This window comes from Kitasatospora sp. NPDC029367 (assembly GCF_055569135.1).
The window spans coordinates 1-16964 of sequence record NZ_JBVHYH010000117.1 but is presented as its reverse complement, the minus strand read 5'-3'; the positions used below and the strand labels follow the sequence as shown (position 1 = coordinate 16964).

Annotated in this window: 13 protein-coding genes and 2 tRNA genes; 10 read left to right on the top strand and 5 right to left on the bottom strand. The window is 73.4% G+C overall.

The genetic code is table 11. The features are described 5' to 3' along the window. Positions 1-253: 253 nt before the first annotated feature. The gene (locus tag ACZ4W5_RS36465; protein WP_465659422.1) at positions 254-1333 is read right to left on the bottom strand and encodes a ThiF family adenylyltransferase; all 1080 of its coding nucleotides are present in this window, start codon (positions 1331-1333) and stop codon (positions 254-256) included. Positions 1334-1666: 333 nt separating this feature from the next. On the opposite strand from ACZ4W5_RS36465, the gene ACZ4W5_RS36460 reads away from it, so the two are divergent. Continuing rightward, the gene (locus ACZ4W5_RS36460; RefSeq protein WP_465659420.1) at positions 1667-2359 is read left to right on the top strand and encodes a M48 family metallopeptidase; all 693 of its coding nucleotides are present in this window, start codon (positions 1667-1669) and stop codon (positions 2357-2359) included. Positions 2360-2459: 100 nt separating this feature from the next. Here the strand turns inward: ACZ4W5_RS36460 and ACZ4W5_RS36455 are convergent, their stop codons facing one another. After that, positions 2460-3053 (bottom strand): NUDIX hydrolase, encoded by a 594-nt coding sequence (locus tag ACZ4W5_RS36455; protein ID WP_465659418.1) that lies wholly within the window; start codon positions 3051-3053, stop codon positions 2460-2462. Further along, on the bottom strand, positions 3050-4612 hold the full coding sequence (locus ACZ4W5_RS36450; RefSeq protein ID WP_465659416.1) for a zinc-dependent metalloprotease: 1563 nt from the start codon (positions 4610-4612) through the stop codon (positions 3050-3052). Before ACZ4W5_RS36450 ends, ACZ4W5_RS36455 begins: the two co-directional genes overlap by 4 nt. A gap of 200 nt (positions 4613-4812) precedes the next feature. On the opposite strand from ACZ4W5_RS36450, the gene ACZ4W5_RS36445 reads away from it, so the two are divergent. From ACZ4W5_RS36445 to ACZ4W5_RS36430, 4 genes are all read left to right on the top strand, one after another. After that, positions 4813-5961, top strand: coding sequence for an NAD-dependent epimerase/dehydratase family protein (locus ACZ4W5_RS36445; protein ID WP_188303064.1), 1149 nt, complete (start codon positions 4813-4815; stop codon positions 5959-5961). Between the two features lie 170 nt (positions 5962-6131). Then, on the top strand, positions 6132-6572 hold the full coding sequence (locus ACZ4W5_RS36440; protein ID WP_360233300.1) for a molybdenum cofactor biosynthesis protein MoaE: 441 nt from the start codon (positions 6132-6134) through the stop codon (positions 6570-6572). 253 nt (positions 6573-6825) lie between these two features. After that, a complete protein-coding gene (locus ACZ4W5_RS36435) occupies positions 6826-7017 on the top strand; it encodes a hypothetical protein (protein ID WP_360233303.1) in 192 nt (63 codons plus the stop codon). 42 nt (positions 7018-7059) lie between these two features. Then, a complete protein-coding gene (locus ACZ4W5_RS36430; RefSeq protein ID WP_360233306.1) occupies positions 7060-8172 on the top strand; it encodes a YlbL family protein in 1113 nt (370 codons plus the stop codon). 57 nt (positions 8173-8229) lie between these two features. On the opposite strand, the gene ACZ4W5_RS36425 is transcribed toward ACZ4W5_RS36430, so the two are convergent. Next, positions 8230-8802 carry a PPA1309 family protein gene (locus tag ACZ4W5_RS36425; protein WP_360233309.1) on the bottom strand — a complete coding sequence of 191 codons (573 nt, stop codon included), beginning with the start codon at positions 8800-8802 and terminating at the stop codon, positions 8230-8232. 212 nt (positions 8803-9014) lie between these two features. Between ACZ4W5_RS36425 and ACZ4W5_RS36420 the strand changes: the two genes are divergently transcribed. The 4 genes from ACZ4W5_RS36420 to ACZ4W5_RS36405 all read left to right on the top strand — a co-directional run bounded on the left by ACZ4W5_RS36420 (position 9015) and on the right by ACZ4W5_RS36405 (position 14715). Then, the gene (locus ACZ4W5_RS36420) at positions 9015-12014 is read left to right on the top strand and encodes a UPF0182 family membrane protein (RefSeq protein ID WP_360233312.1); all 3000 of its coding nucleotides are present in this window, start codon (positions 9015-9017) and stop codon (positions 12012-12014) included. Positions 12015-12080: 66 nt separating this feature from the next. After that, a tRNA-Met gene (locus ACZ4W5_RS36415) sits at positions 12081-12154 on the top strand. A gap of 147 nt (positions 12155-12301) precedes the next feature. After that, positions 12302-12375 (top strand) — tRNA-Met (locus tag ACZ4W5_RS36410). 366 nt (positions 12376-12741) lie between these two features. Beyond that, positions 12742-14715 carry a tetratricopeptide repeat protein gene (locus ACZ4W5_RS36405; RefSeq protein ID WP_465659414.1) on the top strand — a complete coding sequence of 658 codons (1974 nt, stop codon included), beginning with the start codon at positions 12742-12744 and terminating at the stop codon, positions 14713-14715. A gap of 70 nt (positions 14716-14785) precedes the next feature. Here ACZ4W5_RS36405 and ACZ4W5_RS36400 read toward each other — a convergent pair whose 3' ends face one another. Continuing rightward, a complete protein-coding gene (locus tag ACZ4W5_RS36400; protein ID WP_360233318.1) occupies positions 14786-15211 on the bottom strand; it encodes a Fur family transcriptional regulator in 426 nt (141 codons plus the stop codon). 105 nt (positions 15212-15316) lie between these two features. On the opposite strand from ACZ4W5_RS36400, the gene ACZ4W5_RS36395 reads away from it, so the two are divergent. Further along, on the top strand, positions 15317-16792 hold the full coding sequence (locus tag ACZ4W5_RS36395; protein WP_360233321.1) for a catalase: 1476 nt from the start codon (positions 15317-15319) through the stop codon (positions 16790-16792). Positions 16793-16964: the final 172 nt, after the last annotated feature.

The following is a 16964-nucleotide window of genomic DNA, read 5'->3' as shown; positions in this document are numbered from 1 at the left end:
TGGGCTCACCTGGCCATGGGCTCACCGGGCCATGGGCTCACCTGGCCATGGGCTCACCTGGCCATGGGCTCACCTGGCCATGGGCTCACCTGGCCATGGGCTCACCTGGCCATGGGCTCACCTGGCCATGGGCTCACCTGGCCGGGCGCCTTTGCCCGTGTCGGCCCCGGGCCGGGTCGGGTGGCTGCTGAGCCCCGCAGCCGCCCGGGCCCGCGCCCGGTGCGTTCCTCGTGTCTCCTGTCCTCCTCGCGTCTCAGCTCGGCGACAGCGGTTGCCACAGGCAGCCGCAGTCCGGGTGTCCTCGGAGCCGTAGGCGGCGGGGCATGCCGTCGCCCGCGGAGATCTCGCACCAGCCGTCGACGCTCGGCGGTCGGCCGCCGTCCAGGTACACCTGGACGTGCAGCGCCGCCAAACCGGCGACGGCCGTGGCCAGGGCCGTGTCGCAGGCCGGGGTGCGGGCCCGGCCCGGGCCGTCGTCCGCCAGCTGGGCGAGGACCCGCGGCCAGGCGGCGTCCTCGTCCTCCCGGCGCAGCACCAGGCAGTGCCCGCAGGCCGAGCGCCCCGGGATCACCAGCGGTCCGACGATGCCGAACTCCTCGACCACGCCCACGTACAGGTGCGGCACCCCGGCCCGGAGCAGCAGCCGGGCCTCGTATGTTCCGCCCGCGAAGGCGGCGCTGCCGTCCCGGGGTGCGAGGACCACGAAGTCGGGCGGCGGGTCGTCGCTCTTCCGCCGGGGTACCGGGGCCAGTGGGCGGCCGGTGGCGCGTTGCACCGCCTCCCGGGCGACCGTCGAGCGCAGCCGCCCGATGTCCGAGGGCGGCAGCCCGGCGGGGGAGCAGTCGTCGGGCCGGACCCGGCCGGTGTCGGCCACCGTGACGGTGCCGGCGCCGCCGGCGGCGAGCACGGCCGCCACGGCCGCGCCGACCCGGCCCGCGCCGCGGACCTCGATCCTGGCCCTGGCGCGCCGGACCAGGACGGCCGGTGCGGCGCCCGGTCCGGAGTGGACCAGGGAGAGCGAGGCGAGGTCGGGCGCGAGGACGTCCTGGTGGGGCCGGGGGAAGTGCGACAGTGCCCGGCCGGTCGCCTCCGCGTCGTCCAGCAGCCCCGTCTCCTCCAGTTCGCTCAGCAGGGTGTCGGTGGGCTCGCGGCCGAGCCCGATCCGTTCGCCGGCGGAGAGGAGCTCGGGTCGTTCGCGCGTCCCGTCGAGCAGGTCGAGGAACTCGCACAGCGTCTTGTCGGCGTTGCCGAGCACCCCGGCGAACCGGGTGACGGTGCCGAACTGCAGGGTCTCGGAGTCCCGCCAGCTGCGGGACAGCGCGGGCTTGAGCATGAGGCGCACGGTGGTCTCCCTTCCGATCGTTTCCGGACGGCTGACCGCAGCATGCCCCATGGCGGCGGGGGCGTGCGGAAAGTTATCCACAGGTCCGGGCGCATGATCACACCATCTGTTCGGGAGCCCTGTGGATAACTGCCCATCCTTCCGGGCGTCGGTTTCCGGACACCCTCCGGCAGCCTTTCGTTCCCGATCGCTCCATGAAAGATTTCGGCCACGGCACCGGACTTCTGTCAGTGGTACCGGGTAACGTCGTGTGCCATGGCAGCCGAGCGGGACTCCCATCCACCGGCGTCGCGTCGGCGTGCCCGTGCAGCGTCCGGGTCCCAGATGGCGGCGCCGAGTACGCGCGGGCGCCCGGACGAGAAGCAGCGCGAGAAGCCGCACGACAAGCAGCAGGCGAGGCCGCAGTACCCGCCCGCCGGGGCGGTGCCCCCGGAGGCGCACGACCGCAGCCGGGTCGAGGTGCGGCGCAGCGCCCGGCGCAGCCGTACGGTCTCCGCCTACCGCGAGGGTGACCGCACCGTCGTGCTGATCCCGGCCCGGATGTCGCACGCCGAGGAGCAGCGCTGGGTCGCGCAGATGCTGGAGAAGCTCGCGGCCCAGGAGCGTCGGCGGATCCTCGGGGACGACGCCCTGATGTCACGGGCCCGGGAGCTGTCGGCGGCCTACCTGGCCGGCCGGGCCCAGCCGGTGCAGGTCCGCTGGGTGACCAACCAGAACTCGCGCTGGGGCTCCTGCACCCCCAGCGAGGGGACGATCCGGCTGTCGCACCGGCTGCAGGGCATGCCGGAGTACGTGCTGGACTACGTGCTGCTGCACGAGTTGGCACACCTGCTGGTGCCGGACCACGGTCCGGCGTTCTGGGCGCTGCTGGAGGCCTATCCGCGGACGGAGCGGGCCCGCGGCTACCTGGAGGGCGTGGTGTCGGCGGCCCGGCTGCCGCACATCCCGGGGGCCCGGCACGGTGCGCCGGGGTCGGTGCCGGGATCGGAGCCGGATCCGGGGGCTTCCTGCGGGTGAGGATGGACATGAAGAGGGGGGGGGGGGGGGGGGGGGGGAGGGGCCCCCCCCCCCCCCCCCCCCCCCCCCCCCCTCTCCATGTCGCACTTCGGTCGGTCGGTCAGGCGGTGAGCCTCCGGGCCCGGGCGACGAGGTCGCGCACCGAGTGGTCGGTCAGCTCCGGCAGGCGGTCGTAGTCGAACCAGCGCAGGTCCAGCGACTCCTCGCTGATCAGCGCCTGCGCCCCGGCCGGGGCCAGCGCGATGTACTGGACGTCCAGGTGGGTGTTCTCCGGCCGGTCCTTGCCGGTGCAGCGGACCTGGTGGCGGTCCAGCTTGGCGGGGACGGGCACGCCGTCCTGCCGCAGCAGGGTGAGGTCGGGGATGCCGGACTCCTCGACCGCCTCGCGCAGGGCCGCGGAGGCGAGGTCGGCGTCGCCGGGCTCGCAGTGCCCGCCCATCTGCAGCCAGATGCCGACCTTGGGGTGCAGGGTGAGCAGCACCCGCCCGGCGGCGGGGTCGACGACCGCCGCGCTCGCGGTGATGTGGGCGGGCAGGCAGGACCGGTAGAGGCCCTCGGGCTGCTCGGTGAGGTGCGCGAGGTAGTCGAGGCGCAGCTGTTCCTGGTCCTGGTCGGCGGGCCGCCAGTCGGTCAGGGTGCGGACGGCGTCCGCGTGGAGAGTGGACGGGGACGTGGACGTCCCGGTGGCCGTCATGCGGTGGGCTCGCCCTTGCCGTCGGTGCCGTCCTGGTCGCCCTTCGGGGCGTCGCCGTTCGGGGTGTCACCCTTCGGGGCGTCACCCTTGGGCGGGTCGTTCTTGGTGAGGTCGGGCTTGCCGGCCGCCGCCTCGCCGAGCAGCTTGTCGAGGGCGTCGAAGTCGAAGCCGCCCTCCAGGTCCCCGCTGCCGCGGTGCACGAAGGCGTCCGGGTCGTCCAGGTCGGCGGCGGTGGGCAGCATGTCGGGGTGCTCCCAGAGCGCGTCGCGGCCCTCGATGCCGCGGGCGTCGGCGAGCAGCGCCCAGAGCCGGGCGGCGTCGCGCAGGCGGCGGGGGCGCAGTTCCAGGCCGACCAGGGTGGCGAAGGTCTGCTCGGCGGGTCCGCCGGCGGCGCGGCGGCGGCGGACGGTCTCGCGCAGCGCGCCGGCCTGCGGCAGGTGGGGCTCGGCGGCGGCGTGCACGACGGCGTCGACCCAGCCCTCGACCAGGGCGAGCGCGGTCTCCAGGCGGGCGAGCGCGGCCTTCTGCGCGGGGGTGTCCTCGGGCTGGAGGAGGCCGCCGGCCAGTGCCTCCTGGAGGGCCTCCGGGTTGCTCGGGTCGAGCTGGCCGACGAGTTCCTCCATGCGGGAGGTGTCGACCTTGATGCCGCGCGCGTAGGCCTCGACGGCGCCCAGCAGGTGGGCCCGCAGCCACGGGACGTGGGCGAAGAGGCGCTGGTGGGCGGCCTCGCGCAGGGCGAGGTAGAGCCGGACCTCGTCGGCGGGCACGTTCAGGCCCTCGCCGAACTCGGCGACGTTCTGCGGGAGCAGGGCGGCCTTGCCGGCCGGGGCGAGCGGCAGGCCGACGTCGGTGGAGCCGACGACCTCGCCGGCCAGGGCGCCGAGCGCCTGGCCGATCTGGGTGCCGAACATGGCGCCGCCCATGGACCGCATCATGCCCATCAGCGGGCCGGCCATGGCCTGCATCTCCTCGGGCAGGACGCCGCCCATGGCGTTGCCGACCTGCTCGGCGACCGGGTCGACGAGGTCCTTCCAGACCGGGAGGGTGGCTTCGATCCACTCGGCGCGGCTCCAGGCGACGGCGGTGCCGGCGCCGGAGGGGAACTCGGTGACGCCGTCGAGCCACAGGTCGGCCAGGCGCACGGCCTCGACGACGGCGGAGCGTTCGGCGTCGCCGACCGAGCGGTCCTTGCTCTTGCCCTCGGCGGGTTCGGCGACGACGCTCTGCCGGGCGATGTTCTGGGCGAGTTCCCAGTTCACCGGGCCGCCCTCGAAGGAGAGCATCTGGCCGAGCTGCTGGAAGGCGGCACCGAGGTCGCCGGGGTTCAGGCCGCCGAACATGGCGGCGAAGGGGTTGTCGGCTCCGGCGCCGCCGGGGCCGCCCGGTGTGCCGGGCAGGCCGAACATCGCGCCGAAGGGGTTGCCGGTCCCGAAGCCGAACGGCTGGGCGCCGCCGGTGCCTTCCTGGCTTTGCTCCTTCTTCTGCGCGTCGTCGGGCTTGGCCTTGCCGTCCTCGGGCTCCTCGGGGGGAACGCCGAATCCGAAGGGAAGGTCGCTCACGGGGTCCTCGATCCGGTCGGCCGTCATACGGGTGTGGCGGGCAGTGCGGTCCGCCCGGGTCTCCGGTGGAGCGGGGGACTCGTGGGCGGTTCCCGAGGGCCAGGCCCGCGCCGGGTGCACCGCCGGGCCTTCGCCTCGGGCAGGATGGACGTACGTGACACACGTCCGTACGCACATAAGCTAACCGTGGAGGATGGCCGGTGAGTTCCCCGCCTTCGGACGTTCGCTCTGGGCTGACCGCTGGAGAGGACGATCCGGACGCCACGGCGTCGCCGCCTCCAGCCTACGGCGGGAGGCCGTTGACCGTGGCCGTGACCGGTGCGGCGGGGGTGCTGGGCGAGCGGGTCGCCGCCCGGCTGGTGGCCTCCCCGCACGTGCGCAGGGTGCTGGCGGTGGACGACCGGCGCGGTGAGGTCCCGGGCGTGCAGTGGCGGGTCCTGGACGTGCGGGACCCGGCGGTGGCCGAGCGGCTGGCCGGGGTCGACGTGGTGGTGCACCTGGCGATGGACTTCGGCATGGAGTCCGATCCGCGGGCCCGCAGCGCCTACAACGTGCGCGGCGCCCAGACGGTGCTGACCGCGGCGGCGGCCGCCGGGGTGCACCGGGTGGTGCTGTGCACCTCCGCGATGGTCTACGGCGCGCTGGCCGACAACGAGGTGCCGCTGGCCGAGGACTCGGAGCTGCGGGCGACCGAGGAGGCCTCGCTGGTCGGGGACCTGCTGGAGATCGAGCGGCTGGCCCGGCGGGCGCCGCGCGCCCACCCGGGGCTGCAGGTGACGGTGCTGCGCCCGGCCGTGGTGGTGGGCCCCGGCGTGGACACCGTGCTGACCCGGCACTTCGAGGCGCCCCGGCTGCTGGTGGTGGCCGGTTCGCGCCCGTGCTGGCAGTTCTGCCACGTCGACGACCTGGCGGCGGCGCTGGAGTACGCGGCGCTGGGCCTGGTGGAGGGCGAGGTGACGGTCGGCTGCGACGGCTGGCTGGAGCAGGAGGACGTGGAGCGGCTGTCCGGGATCCGGCGGATGGAGCTGCCCGCCGCGCTGGCGCTCGGCACCGCGGCGCGGCTGCACCGGCTGGGGCTGACCCCGGCGCCGGCGGGCGACCTGGCGTACACGATGTACCCGTGGGTGGTGTCCGGGAGCAGGCTGCACGAGGCGGGCTGGCGCCCGGAGTTCACCAATGAGCAGGTGCTGGCCGAGTTGCTGGCGCAGGTGTCGGGCAAGCACGCGGTGGCGGGCCGCCGGCTGGGCGGCAAGGAGGCCGCGACCAGTCTGGGGGCGGCCGGGGCGACGGTGGCGCTGGTTGGTACGGCGGCGCTGGTGCGCCGGGCCCGCAAGCGTCGCCGCTTCTGAGCCGCTGCCGCTGAGCCGATGCTGCCGGGGCGCTTTCCGAAGACGCTTCTCGAAGGCGCCCCGCCCGAAGGCGGCGCCCGGCGGGCGCCGGTTCTCACGATGCGAAATTTCGGAATCGTGATGCGGAAGCCCCTTGCCCCGATCGGCCCCCGATGAGGAATCATGGGGTCATGTCCGAGAACCACGACCCCATCCGCCTGCTCGCCATCCGCGACACCCCGCTCTCGCTGGACGAGGTGTACGAGGCGGTCGGCGACGACGCGGCCGGCGGCACCACCGTCTTCGTCGGGACGGTCCGGGACCACGACGGCGGCAAGTCGGTCGCCGCGCTGGAGTACAGCTGCCACCCCACCGCCGAGGCGGAGATGCGCCGGATCGCCGAGAAGGTCGTCGCCGACTTCCCGGTACGGGCGCTCGCCGCGGTGCACCGGGTGGGCCGGCTGGAGATCACCGACAAGGCCGTGATCGTCGCCGTCTCCTGCGCCCACCGCGGTGAGGCCTTCGCGGCCGCCCGCCGGCTGATCGACGACCTCAAGCACGAGGTGCCGATCTGGAAGCACCAGGTCTTCTCCGACGGCGAGGAGGAGTGGGTCGGCGCCGGGGGCTGCTGACCGGGCTCCCGTTCCCGGGGTGATCCGGCGGGCCCAGCCGCCCGACCGCGCGGGTGCGGTGCAACCGCCCGCACACGGCGCACGTCCTTCGGGGCAGGCGCGCCGCGGCCTCACCCGAACGGGTCCGGCCGGGGGCGCCGGATACTCCCTGGAAGTGAGCCGATCGGCCGTCCCGTAACCCGGATGGCGCCGGCCGCGTTGTCCGCCGGGGTGGTTAATCTGCTCATAGACCCGAGGAGCTGGGAGTACTGACATGGGTGCGCTCGCCTGGCTGATCATTCCGGTTGTCGCCGTCCTGGTCGCGGCCGCCTGGGCGGGGTGGGCCCAGCGGGCCCCGAAGGCCACCGGCGATCCGGCCTCGCTCGCCGAGCACCGGCGCTTCATGGCCGCGATGGAGCGGACGACCGCGGGCTCGGCCGCTCCTGGGGAGCGCTCCGGCCGGTAGCCCGGCGGGCGCCGCGTCACGGGCGTCCCGTACTGTCGAGGCATGCCACGCCGCTCCGCGACGATGCTCGCTGCCACCCTGCTGCTCATAGCGCTGCTCTGCGTCTCGGTGCTGATGAAGGTGCCGTACACGGAGATGAGCCCGGGCCCGACGTACAACACGCTCGGCGAGCAGGGGGGCAAGCCGGTGATCACCATCACCGGCCACGACTCGTACCGGACGAGCGGTCACCTCAACATGACCACCGTCCAGGTCACCGGGGCCAAGTACGAGCCCAGCCTGGTCAACGCGGTGATCGGCTGGATGCGCGACGACGTGCTGGTGGTGCCGCACGACAACGTCTACCCCAAGGGGCAGTCGGACGCCGACGCCAAGAAGCAGAACGCCGAGGAGTTCGCCTCCTCCGAGGACAGCGCCCGCACCGCCGCGCTCAAGCAGCTGGGCGTCCCGGTCGGCAACGAGCTGATCGTGAAGTCGGTCACCGCGGGGGCCCCGGCCGAGGGCCGGCTGCACGCGGGCGACCAGATCGTCGCGGTGGACGGCACCGCCGTCGGCTCGGTGGACCAGGTGGTCGCCGCCGTCACCAAGCACAAGCCCGGCGAGTCGGTGGTCTTCACCGTGGTGCCGCGGGCCAAGGACACCTCCGGCAACGGCTCCGCCACCCCGGGGACGAAGACCGACGTCACCGTGCCGACCGTCCGGGCCAAGGACCTCGACCCGAAGGCGCCGGCCGAGCGGGCCGAGCTCGCCGTGGTCGGCATCGGCACCGGGATCCGGCACACCTACCCGTTCCAGATCGACATCGGCCTGCAGGACGTCGGCGGCCCGAGCGCCGGGCTGATGTTCTCGCTCGGCATCGTCGACAAGCTCACCCCGGGCGGCGACCTCACCGGCGGCAAGTTCGTCGCGGGCACCGGCACCATCGACGACGACGGCAAGGTCGGCCCGATCGGCGGGATATCGATGAAGCTGATCGCCGCCCGGGACGCCGGGGCCGAGTACTTCTTCACCCCGGCCTCGAACTGCGCCGAGGCCACCAAGAACGTGCCGTCCGGGCTGACCCTGATCAAGACGGACACCCTGGACGGCGCGCTCAAGTCGCTGGAGCAGATCCGCTCCGGGCAGGCCTCCGCGCTGCCGTCCTGCCCCCGCTAGGCGGGCCCTGGGCGGGCCTTGGGCGAGCCCTCGGCCGGGCGGGGGCGGGAGCGGCGGTCAGGAGAAGGTCGCCAGCAGCGCGTCGGTCAGGCCGGGGACCAGGTCCGGGCCGGTCAGCACCTCGCGGGCGACGTCCTTGGAACGCAGCCGCAGGGCGATCTCCTTCTTGCCGTCGCGCAGCACCGCGGCGGTGATCCGCACCTCCTCGCGCTTGGGGTGGTTGGCCACCCACTCGGCGAGCTGGGCGTCGCTGGCACCGCGCGGGCGGGACTGCTCGGCGCCCGGCGGCAGCATCAGCCGCTCGACCACCAGGGCGCAGCCGGCCACCGCGTCGGGCCAGGCGATGGTGCCGAGGAACTTGTCGAGCTCCATGCCGGCCGGCAGCTCGTCCTGCTCGACCGGGGTGAGGCCGGGCTCGTCGCTGTCGGCGAGGCCGAGCTGCTTGGCGATGCGCGGGTCGGCCTTGCGCAGGGCGGCGCTGTCCACCAGGGCGAACAGCCGGGCCGGGAGGTCCCAGCCGAGGGTGGCGGCGTACTCGTCGATCTCCAGCGCGGCCCGGGTGAGGGGGGTGGCGGCGGGGAGCTTGGAGACGTCGTCGGGGGAGTTGTTCAGATCAGGCGCGTCGGACATGACTCAATCCTCACACGCCGGGCGGCGCCCGCTCGCCGGGGCGGCTCCGGGGGCCCGGGGCGGGGGTGTTCGGGCGGGGCGGCGGGGCGTTGCGGGGGAACGGCGTCGTAACCGTCTGCTAACGGTGGGAACTCGGTCGAGGACTGGTTAAGTTGCTCTGACGACCGACCGATTCCAGACGACACAGCTGAGGTGCCACCGTGGTATTCCAGATGCCGGAACGCTCAGGGCCGGGTTTCCGGCGGAGGGTGGGCCCGCCCTCCCGGCGGGCGAGGGTGGCCCTGCTGACCCTGGGCGTACTCGCGGTGCTGTTCCTGCTGTTCGTCATGTTCGCCGGGTTCTGGACGGACTGGCTGTGGTTCAGGTCGGTCCACTATTCCTCGGTGTTCACCACCCAGCTGTGGACGAAGGTCGGGCTGTTCGGGGTCTTCGGCCTGCTGATGGCGGTGATCGTCGGCTTCAACGTGTGGCTGGCGCACCGGCTGCGGCCGCCGCTGTCGGCGATGTCGGTGGAGCAGCAGAGCCTGGACCGCTACCGGGCGGGCCTGGCGCCGTTCAAGCGCTGGGCGCTGATCGGGGTCTCGCTGGTGATCGGCCTGGTGGCGGGTGCGGCGGCGTCCGGCCAGTGGCGGACCTGGCTGATGTGGACGAACGCGACGTCCTTCGGTGAGAAGGACGCCCAGTTCGGCATGGACGTCTCGTTCTACGCCTTCGACCTGCCGTTCTACGAGTTCGTGCTGGGCTTCGCGTTCAGCGCGGTGATCGTCTCGCTGCTGACCTCGGCGCTGGTGCACTACCTGTACGGGGGGCTGCGGCTGCAGGGCCCGGGCCGCCGGGCGAGCGCGGGCGCGCAGGGGCACCTGGCGGTGCTGCTGGGCGTGTTCGTGCTGTTGAAGGCGGTGGCGTACTGGCTGGACCGGTACGGGCTGGCGGTGAAGACCGGCGCCTACAAGGGCGTTTCGGGCTGGACCGGGCTGCGCTACGTGGACGCCAACGCGTTCCTGCCGGCGAAGACGATCCTCTTCTTCGTCGCGATCATCTGCGCGGTGCTGTTCTTCCTGACCCCGATCCGCCGCACCTGGGCGCCGGCCCTGATCGGGCTGGGGCTGATGGTGCTGTCGGCGGTGCTGATCGGCGGGCTGTACCCGGCGATCGTGCAGCAGTTCCAGGTCAAGCCGAACGAGCAGGCCAAGGAGACGCCGTACATCCAGAAGAACATCGACGCGACCCGGCAGGCGTACGGGATCGCGGACGCGCAGACCACCCCGTACAGCCCGCAGGGCTCGACCACGGGTGACGCGTTGAAGCCGGACGCGCAGACCATCGCGGACGTGCGGCTGCTGGACCCGAACATCGTGTCGCAGACGTTCCAGTCGCTGGAGCAGCAGCGCAACTACTACGCGTTCCCGAGCACCCTCTCGGTGGACCGCTACGGCACGCCGACGGGCAAGCAGGACACCGTGATCGGCCTGCGCGAGCTGGACCTCAACGGGGTGCAGCGGAACTGGATCAACGACCACTTCAAGTACACCCACGGCTACGGCGCGGCGCTGGCCAAGGGCAACCAGGTCGACGACAAGGGCGGGCCGGTGTTCACCGAGTCCGGCCTGCCGGCCACCGGTTCGCTGGGCGACTACGAGCAGCGGATCTACTACGGCGAGAAGACGACGACGTACTCGATCGTCGGCGGCTCGAACAAGGAGATCGACTACACCGACGTCAAGACCGGTCAGAACGTGGAGTACACGTACACCGGTGACAGCGGTGTCTCGCTGGACAACCCGATCACCCGGGCCGCGTACGCGGTGCGCTTCGCCGAGCCGCAGATGCTGTACGCGGGGGCGATCACCGACGGCGCGAAGGTGATCTACAACCGGACGCCCAAGGAGCGGGTGGAGAAGGTCGCGCCGTGGCTGTCGATCGACGCCGACCCGTACCCGGTGGTGCAGGGCGGCCACGTGGTGTGGGTCGTGGACGGCTACACCACCTCGGACGGCTTCCCGTTCTCGTCGAAGACGACGCTGGGCACCGCGACCAAGGACTCGCTGACCAACCAGCGCGGCGAGCTGCTGACCGCCGCCAACCAGGTCAACTACATCCGCAACTCGGTCAAGGCCACGGTGGACGCCTACACCGGCGAGGTGAAGCTCTACCAGTGGGACGAGAAGGACCCGGTCCTCAAGACCTGGATGAAGGCCTTCCCGGGCACCGTGGAGCCGAAGGCGGACATCCCGGCGACGCTGCTGCCGCACCTGCGCTACCCGCAGGACATGTTCAAGGTGCAGCGCGACCTGCTCGGCCAGTACCACGTGACGGACGCCAACTCCTTCTTCAACGGCAGCGACATCTGGCAGGTCCCGGTGGACCCGACCAGTGACACCAAGCAGGTCCAGCCGCCGTACTACGTGACGGTGCGGATGCCGGACGCCCAGGCCGCGAGCTTTTCGCTGACCAGCACCTTCGTGCCCAACCAGCGGCCGAACCTGGCGGCCTTCATGGCCGTCAACGCGGACCCGGGGGACGACTACGGGAAGATCCGCATCCTCAAGATGACGGGCGAGAGCGGCGCCCCCGGCCCCGGCCTGGTGCAGTCGAAGTTCAACTCCCGCCAGGAGGTGGCGAACCAGATCTTCGCGTTGAAGAGCGGCGGTGACACCGAGCTGGAGTACGGCAACCTGCTGACCCTGCCGGTCGGCGGCGGGCTGTTGAACGTCGAGCCGGTGTACGTGCGCGGGCGCGGCGCCAAGTACCCGACGCTGCAGAAGGTCCTTGCGGTGTACGGGGACGACAACGTGGCGTTCGAGAACACCCTGGACGACGCGCTGCGCAAGCTGTTCGCCGGGCAGGCCCCGCCGGCCACGCCGGTGGCGCCGTCCAGCCAGGGCGGGACGACGCCGGGCACCGGGACGGCCCCGGGGACCGGGACGACGCCCGGCGGCGGCAGCACGCCGACGCCGACGCCCACCGCGCCGGGCACCCCGGCCCCGGGCGGGACGATCTCGCCGGAGCTGCAGAAGGCGCTCGGGGACGCGGAGAAGGCGTACAACGACAGCCAGACCGCGTTCAAGAACGGCGACTGGGTGGCGTACGGCAACGCCCAGAAGGCGCTCGGCGACGCCTTGAAGGCGGCCGAGGCGGCCCGGGCGGGCGGCCAGGCGCCGGCGCCGACGGCGACGCCGACCGGCTCGGGGGCGGCCAGTCCGCACCCGTAGTCCCCGCTGAGCTGCGGTGACCGTTTTTGGTTCCACCCCGCGTCCGTGCTACGGTTCAGTTACCGACGCGGGGTGGAGCAGCTCGGTAGCTCGCTGGGCTCATAACCCAGAGGTCGCAGGTTCAAATCCTGTCCCCGCTACTCAGTAGCAGGAAGCCCGGAGGATCATTCCTCCGGGCTTCTGTCGTATCCGGGCTCCTGTCGTCCGGGGGTGGCGGCCGCGGGGGCCGGGGGCCAGGGCCGGTGGCGTCGGGCCCGGTCGAAACCGTGCTAAGGTTTGATCAACGACGCGGGGTGGAGCAGCTCGGTAGCTCGCTGGGCTCATAACCCAGAGGTCGCAGGTTCAAATCCTGTCCCCGCTACTCGGTGTCAGAGGCCCGGAGGATCATTCCTCCGGGCCTCTGTCGTACCCGGACGTTTCCGTCCGGAAGCGGCGGGAACCGCTCCGGTACTATCGACCGTCGCCAACGGGGACGGCAGCGGGGTTTGTGGGGTGGAAGTGTCGGGAAATCGACAAAGCGCCGAAGCAATCTCGTCGGCTTCGGGTCCGCCCCACCCGAATTCGGCCGGGGCAGGTGTACGCGGGTAGCGGGTGATGCGACGATGGGACACATGGGGGACGGTGCACGGCCGCTGACGGGCCGTCCGGTCCGGCGCCTCTCCTGGGAGTCCCCCCGGCCGTCGGCCGGGGCACGATGCCGCGACACTCTGGGGGAGCGGGAGTCGGCATGAGGCTGATCGGCAAGTCAGGCGCCAAGTCCGGTGCGGCCGTCGAGGCGGACACCGACGCCTGGGCGGAGAGCGCCGAGAGCCCCGAGAGCCGCCCCGGAGCCCTGCCCGCCCAGCGCACCAGCGGGCTGTCCGAGCGCCCCGCGGTCGGCGGCTCCGGGCCCGACAGCCTCGTGCACGTCTCCACCCGGCAGTTCTCCGCCGCCGTGGGCCCGTACGGGGCGGGCGGCGAGGAGGCGTCGGGCGGCGCCGCGCTGGACCCGGCCGGGCTGGACCCGACCAGCTTCGAGACCGCGCTGGCCGCCCGGGAGTCCGCCGCCCTGGAGGCCCGGCACCGGCAGGCCGCCGACGACGGCGACCCGGACGCCGCGAGCCGCCTGGGCACCCTGCTGCTGCGCCGCGGTGACCTGGAGGACGCCGAGCCCTACCTGCGTGCCGCCGCGGCCGCCGGGGTGCGGGCCGCCGCCAACAACCTGGGTGTCCTGCTGCACCAGCAGGGCCACCGCGCCGAGGCCGGGCAGTGGTGGCGCCACGCGGCGGTGGCGGGCAGCGCCCCCGCCGCGCACGCGCTCGGGCTGCAGCTGCGCGACCAGGGCGAGGAGGAGGCCGCCGAGTACTGGCTGCACTACGCCGCCGACCACGGCCACCCGCTGGGTGCCTACGCCCTCGGCGACCTGATGGAGCACCGGCGCGACGTGCGGGCCGAGCGCTGGTTCAAGGTCTCCGCCGACGCCGGGCACCGCGAGGCCGCCTACCGGCTGGCCCGGATGCGCGAGGCCGCCGGGGACAAGGAGACGGCGGAGGCCTGGTACCGCACGGCCGCCGCCCGCAGCCACGCCCGCGCCGCGCTGCGCCTGGGCGTGCTGCTGGAGGAGCGCGCCCGCACCGACCGGACGCTGCTGGAGGAGGCCGCGCGCTGGTACCGGCAGTCCGCGCAGAACGGGGAGCCGCGGGCCGCCTGCGCGCTCGGCTTCCTGCTGCGCGACTCCGGGGACATCGCGGCCGCCGCCGAGTGGTGGCAGGAGGCCGCCGAGGCCGGTGACGGCAACGCCGCCAACGCGCTCGGCGCTCTGCACGCGAGCCGCGGCGAGGCCAAGGCCGCCGAGCACTGGTACCGCACCGCGCTCGACGCGGGCGACCAGAACGGCGCCTTCAACCTCGGCCTGCTCTGCGCCGCCACCGGCCGTGACCAGCAGGCCGAGCAGTGGTACCGCCGGGCCGCGTACGCCGGGCACCGGGAGGCCTGCAACGCGCTGGCCGTGGTGCTGCTGCAGCGCGGCGACGAGTCCGGCGCCGAGCCGTGGTTCTCCAAGGCGGCCGAGGCCGGCAGTGTGGACGGCGCCTTCAACCTGGGCGTGCTGCACGCCGGGCGCGGCGAGGCGCGGCAGGCCCAGGAGTGGTACGCGCGGGCGGCGGCCGAGGGGCACGGCGAGGCGGCGCTGCAGCTGGCGGTCGCCCAGGAGCAGCGCGGCAACCTGTCCGGCGCGCTGGAGCGCTACCGGCAGGCGGCGGCCGGCGGTTCGGCGGAGGGCGCCTTCCGGCTGGCCTCGGTGCTGGACCGGCGGGGGGACGCGGACGCCGAGGCCGAGCACTGGTACGCGCTGGCGGCCGACGCCGGGCACCGCCGCGCCCAGGTGCGGATGGGGGTGCGGGCGGCCGAGCGCGGGGCGCTGGAGATCGCCGAGAGCTGGTACCGGCGGGCCGCCGAGGCGGGCAGCCGCAGTGCCGCGTTCAACCTGGGGCTGCTGCTGGCCCGGCAGGACAGCGAGGCGGAGGCGATGCTCTGGTACACCCGGGCCGCCGACGCCGGGCACGGTCGGGCGGCGCTGCGGCTGGCGCTGCTGGCGCTGCGCCGGGGCGAGCCGGTGCAGGCCGAGAACTGGTGCCGGCGGGCGATCGACCAGGGGCCGGCCGAGGTCGCGGAGCGGGCCGGGCGGCTGCTGGGCGCGCTGCACGCCGAGCTGAGCGCGTAGGGCGTCTCTGACGGTTCCCGCCGGGCGCGCGGCTTGTCGGACCCGCCGTGGGGCCCGCCCCGGCGGGTCGTCAACTGCCGCTTCGGCCGCGGCAGTCGGGGCACAGGCCGCGGTAGGTGACCTCGGCGGTGGTGACGGCGAAGCCGAAGCGTTCGGCCGCGGGCAGGGCGGCGAGCGGGTCGCCGTGCGGGTGGACGTCGCGGATCGCGCCGCAGCCGGAGCAGACCAGGTGCTGGTGGGCGCGGTGGGCGTTGGGGTCGTAGCGCTTGGCGCGGCCGTCGGTGGCGACCTCCAGGACCTCGCCGAGGGTGACGAGTTCGCCGAGCGTGTTGTAGACGGTGGCGCGGCTGATCTCGGGCAGGCGGGCGGCGGCCCGGGCGTGCACCTCGTCCGCGGTGAGGTGGACGTGCTCGCCGTCGAGGACCTCGGCCACCACGCGGCGCTGTGAGGTCAGCCGCCAGCCGCGTCCGCGCAGTCTCTCCAGCAGATCACTCATGGGACCAGAATAAGTCACGCTCCGAGATTGGGGCCAGTGTTGACTTAGACGAAGTCCAAGTTAGGATCGTGTCATCTCGATCGGATCCCCCGGAGGCAACCCGCCATGACCACGCAGGACGAGCTTCGCCCGACCCTCACCACCGAGGCGGGTGCCCCCGTCGCGGACAACCAGAACACCGAGACCGCCGGCCTCGGCGGCCCGGCCCTGATCCAGGACCAGCTGCTGTTCGAGAAGCTCGCGCACTTCAACCGCGAGCGGATCCCGGAGCGCGTGGTGCACGCCCGCGGCGCCGGCGCGTACGGCACCTTCACGGTGACGGCCGACGTGACGCCCTTCACCCGGGCGGCGTTCCTGTCCGAGGTCGGCAAGCAGACCGAGGTCTTCCTCCGGTTCTCCACGGTGGCCGGCAACCTCGGCGCGGCCGACGCGGTGCGCGACCCGCGCGGCTTCGCGGTGAAGTTCTACACCGAAGAGGGCAACTACGACCTCGTCGGCAACAACACCCCGGTGTTCTTCATCAAGGACGCCATCAAGTTCCCCGACTTCATCCACACCCAGAAGCGGGACCCGTACACCGGCTCGCAGGAGGCCGACAACGTCTGGGACTTCTGGGGCCTGTCGCCCGAGTCCACCCACCAGGTGACCTGGCTGTTCGGCGACCGCGGCATCCCGGCCAGCTACCGCCACCTCAACGGCTACGGCTCGCACACCTTCCAGTGGCAGAACGAGGCCGGCGAGCACTTCTGGGTCAAGTACCACTTCAAGACCGACCAGGGCATCCGCAACCTCACCCAGGCCGAGGCCAACCGGCTCGCCGGCGAGGACCCGGACAGCCACCAGCGCGACCTGCGCGAGGCGATCGAGCGCGGCGAGTTCCCCAGCTGGACGGTGCAGGTCCAGATCATGCCGGCGGCCGACGCGGCCGGCTACCGCTTCAACCCCTTCGACCTGACCAAGGTCTGGCCGCACGCCGACTACCCGCCGATCGAGATCGGCCGGCTGGAGCTCAACCGCAACCCGGAGAACGTCTTCGCCGAGGTCGAGCAGTCGGTCTTCTCCCCGGCGCACTTCGTGCCCGGCATCGGCCCGTCCCCGGACAAGATGCTCCAGGGCCGGCTGTTCGCCTACGCGGACGCCCACCGCTACCGCGTCGGCATCAACGCCGACCAGCTGCCGGTGAACCGCCCGCACGCCACCGAGGCCCGCACCAACGGCCGGGACGGCCACCTGTACGACGGCCGCCACGGCCGGCAGAAGAACTACGAGCCCAACAGCTTCGGCGGCCCGGTGCAGACCGGCCGTCCGCTCTGGGCCGCGACCGCGGTCGACGGCCTCACCGGCACCCACGCGGCGCCCTCGCACGCCGAGGACGACGACTTCGTGCAGGCCGGCAACCTGTACCGGCTGTTCTCGGAGGACGAGAAGCAGCGGCTGATCGCCAACCTGGCCGGCTTCATCGCCAAGGTCTCGGCCGACCGCGAGTCCATCGTGGAGCGGGCGATCGACAACTTCCGCAAGGCCGACGCCGACTACGGGCAGCGGCTGGAGACGGCGGTCCGGGAGCTGCGCAAGCAGTAGGACGGGCCGGAACGAGCGGCGGGGGGGGGGGGGGGGGGGGGGGGGGGGGGGGGGGGGAAAAAAAAACACCCCCCCCCCCCACCCCCCCCCCCCCCCCCCCCCCCCCCCCCCCCCCCCCCCCCCCCCCCCCCCCCCCCCCCCCCCCCCCCCCCCCCTCCCCCCCCCCCTCCCC

Excerpts from the sequence above, each read along its gene's own strand:
- ACZ4W5_RS36465 (WP_465659422.1), bottom strand. The coding sequence starts at position 1,333 with ATGCTCAAGCCCGCGCTGTCCCGCAGCTGGCGGGACTCCGAGACCCTG.
- ACZ4W5_RS36460 (WP_465659420.1), top strand. The coding sequence starts at position 1,667 with ATGGCGGCGCCGAGTACGCGCGGGCGCCCGGACGAGAAGCAGCGCGAG.
- ACZ4W5_RS36455 (WP_465659418.1), bottom strand. The coding sequence starts at position 3,053 with ATGACGGCCACCGGGACGTCCACGTCCCCGTCCACTCTCCACGCGGAC.
- ACZ4W5_RS36440 (WP_360233300.1), top strand. The coding sequence starts at position 6,132 with ATGTCCGAGAACCACGACCCCATCCGCCTGCTCGCCATCCGCGACACC.
- ACZ4W5_RS36435 (WP_360233303.1), top strand. The coding sequence starts at position 6,826 with ATGGGTGCGCTCGCCTGGCTGATCATTCCGGTTGTCGCCGTCCTGGTC.
- ACZ4W5_RS36430 (WP_360233306.1), top strand. The coding sequence starts at position 7,060 with ATGCCACGCCGCTCCGCGACGATGCTCGCTGCCACCCTGCTGCTCATA.
- ACZ4W5_RS36425 (WP_360233309.1), bottom strand. The coding sequence starts at position 8,802 with ATGTCCGACGCGCCTGATCTGAACAACTCCCCCGACGACGTCTCCAAG.
- ACZ4W5_RS36420 (WP_360233312.1), top strand. The coding sequence starts at position 9,015 with ATGCCGGAACGCTCAGGGCCGGGTTTCCGGCGGAGGGTGGGCCCGCCC.
- ACZ4W5_RS36405 (WP_465659414.1), top strand. The coding sequence starts at position 12,742 with ATGAGGCTGATCGGCAAGTCAGGCGCCAAGTCCGGTGCGGCCGTCGAG.
- ACZ4W5_RS36400 (WP_360233318.1), bottom strand. The coding sequence starts at position 15,211 with ATGAGTGATCTGCTGGAGAGACTGCGCGGACGCGGCTGGCGGCTGACC.
- ACZ4W5_RS36395 (WP_360233321.1), top strand. The coding sequence starts at position 15,317 with ATGACCACGCAGGACGAGCTTCGCCCGACCCTCACCACCGAGGCGGGT.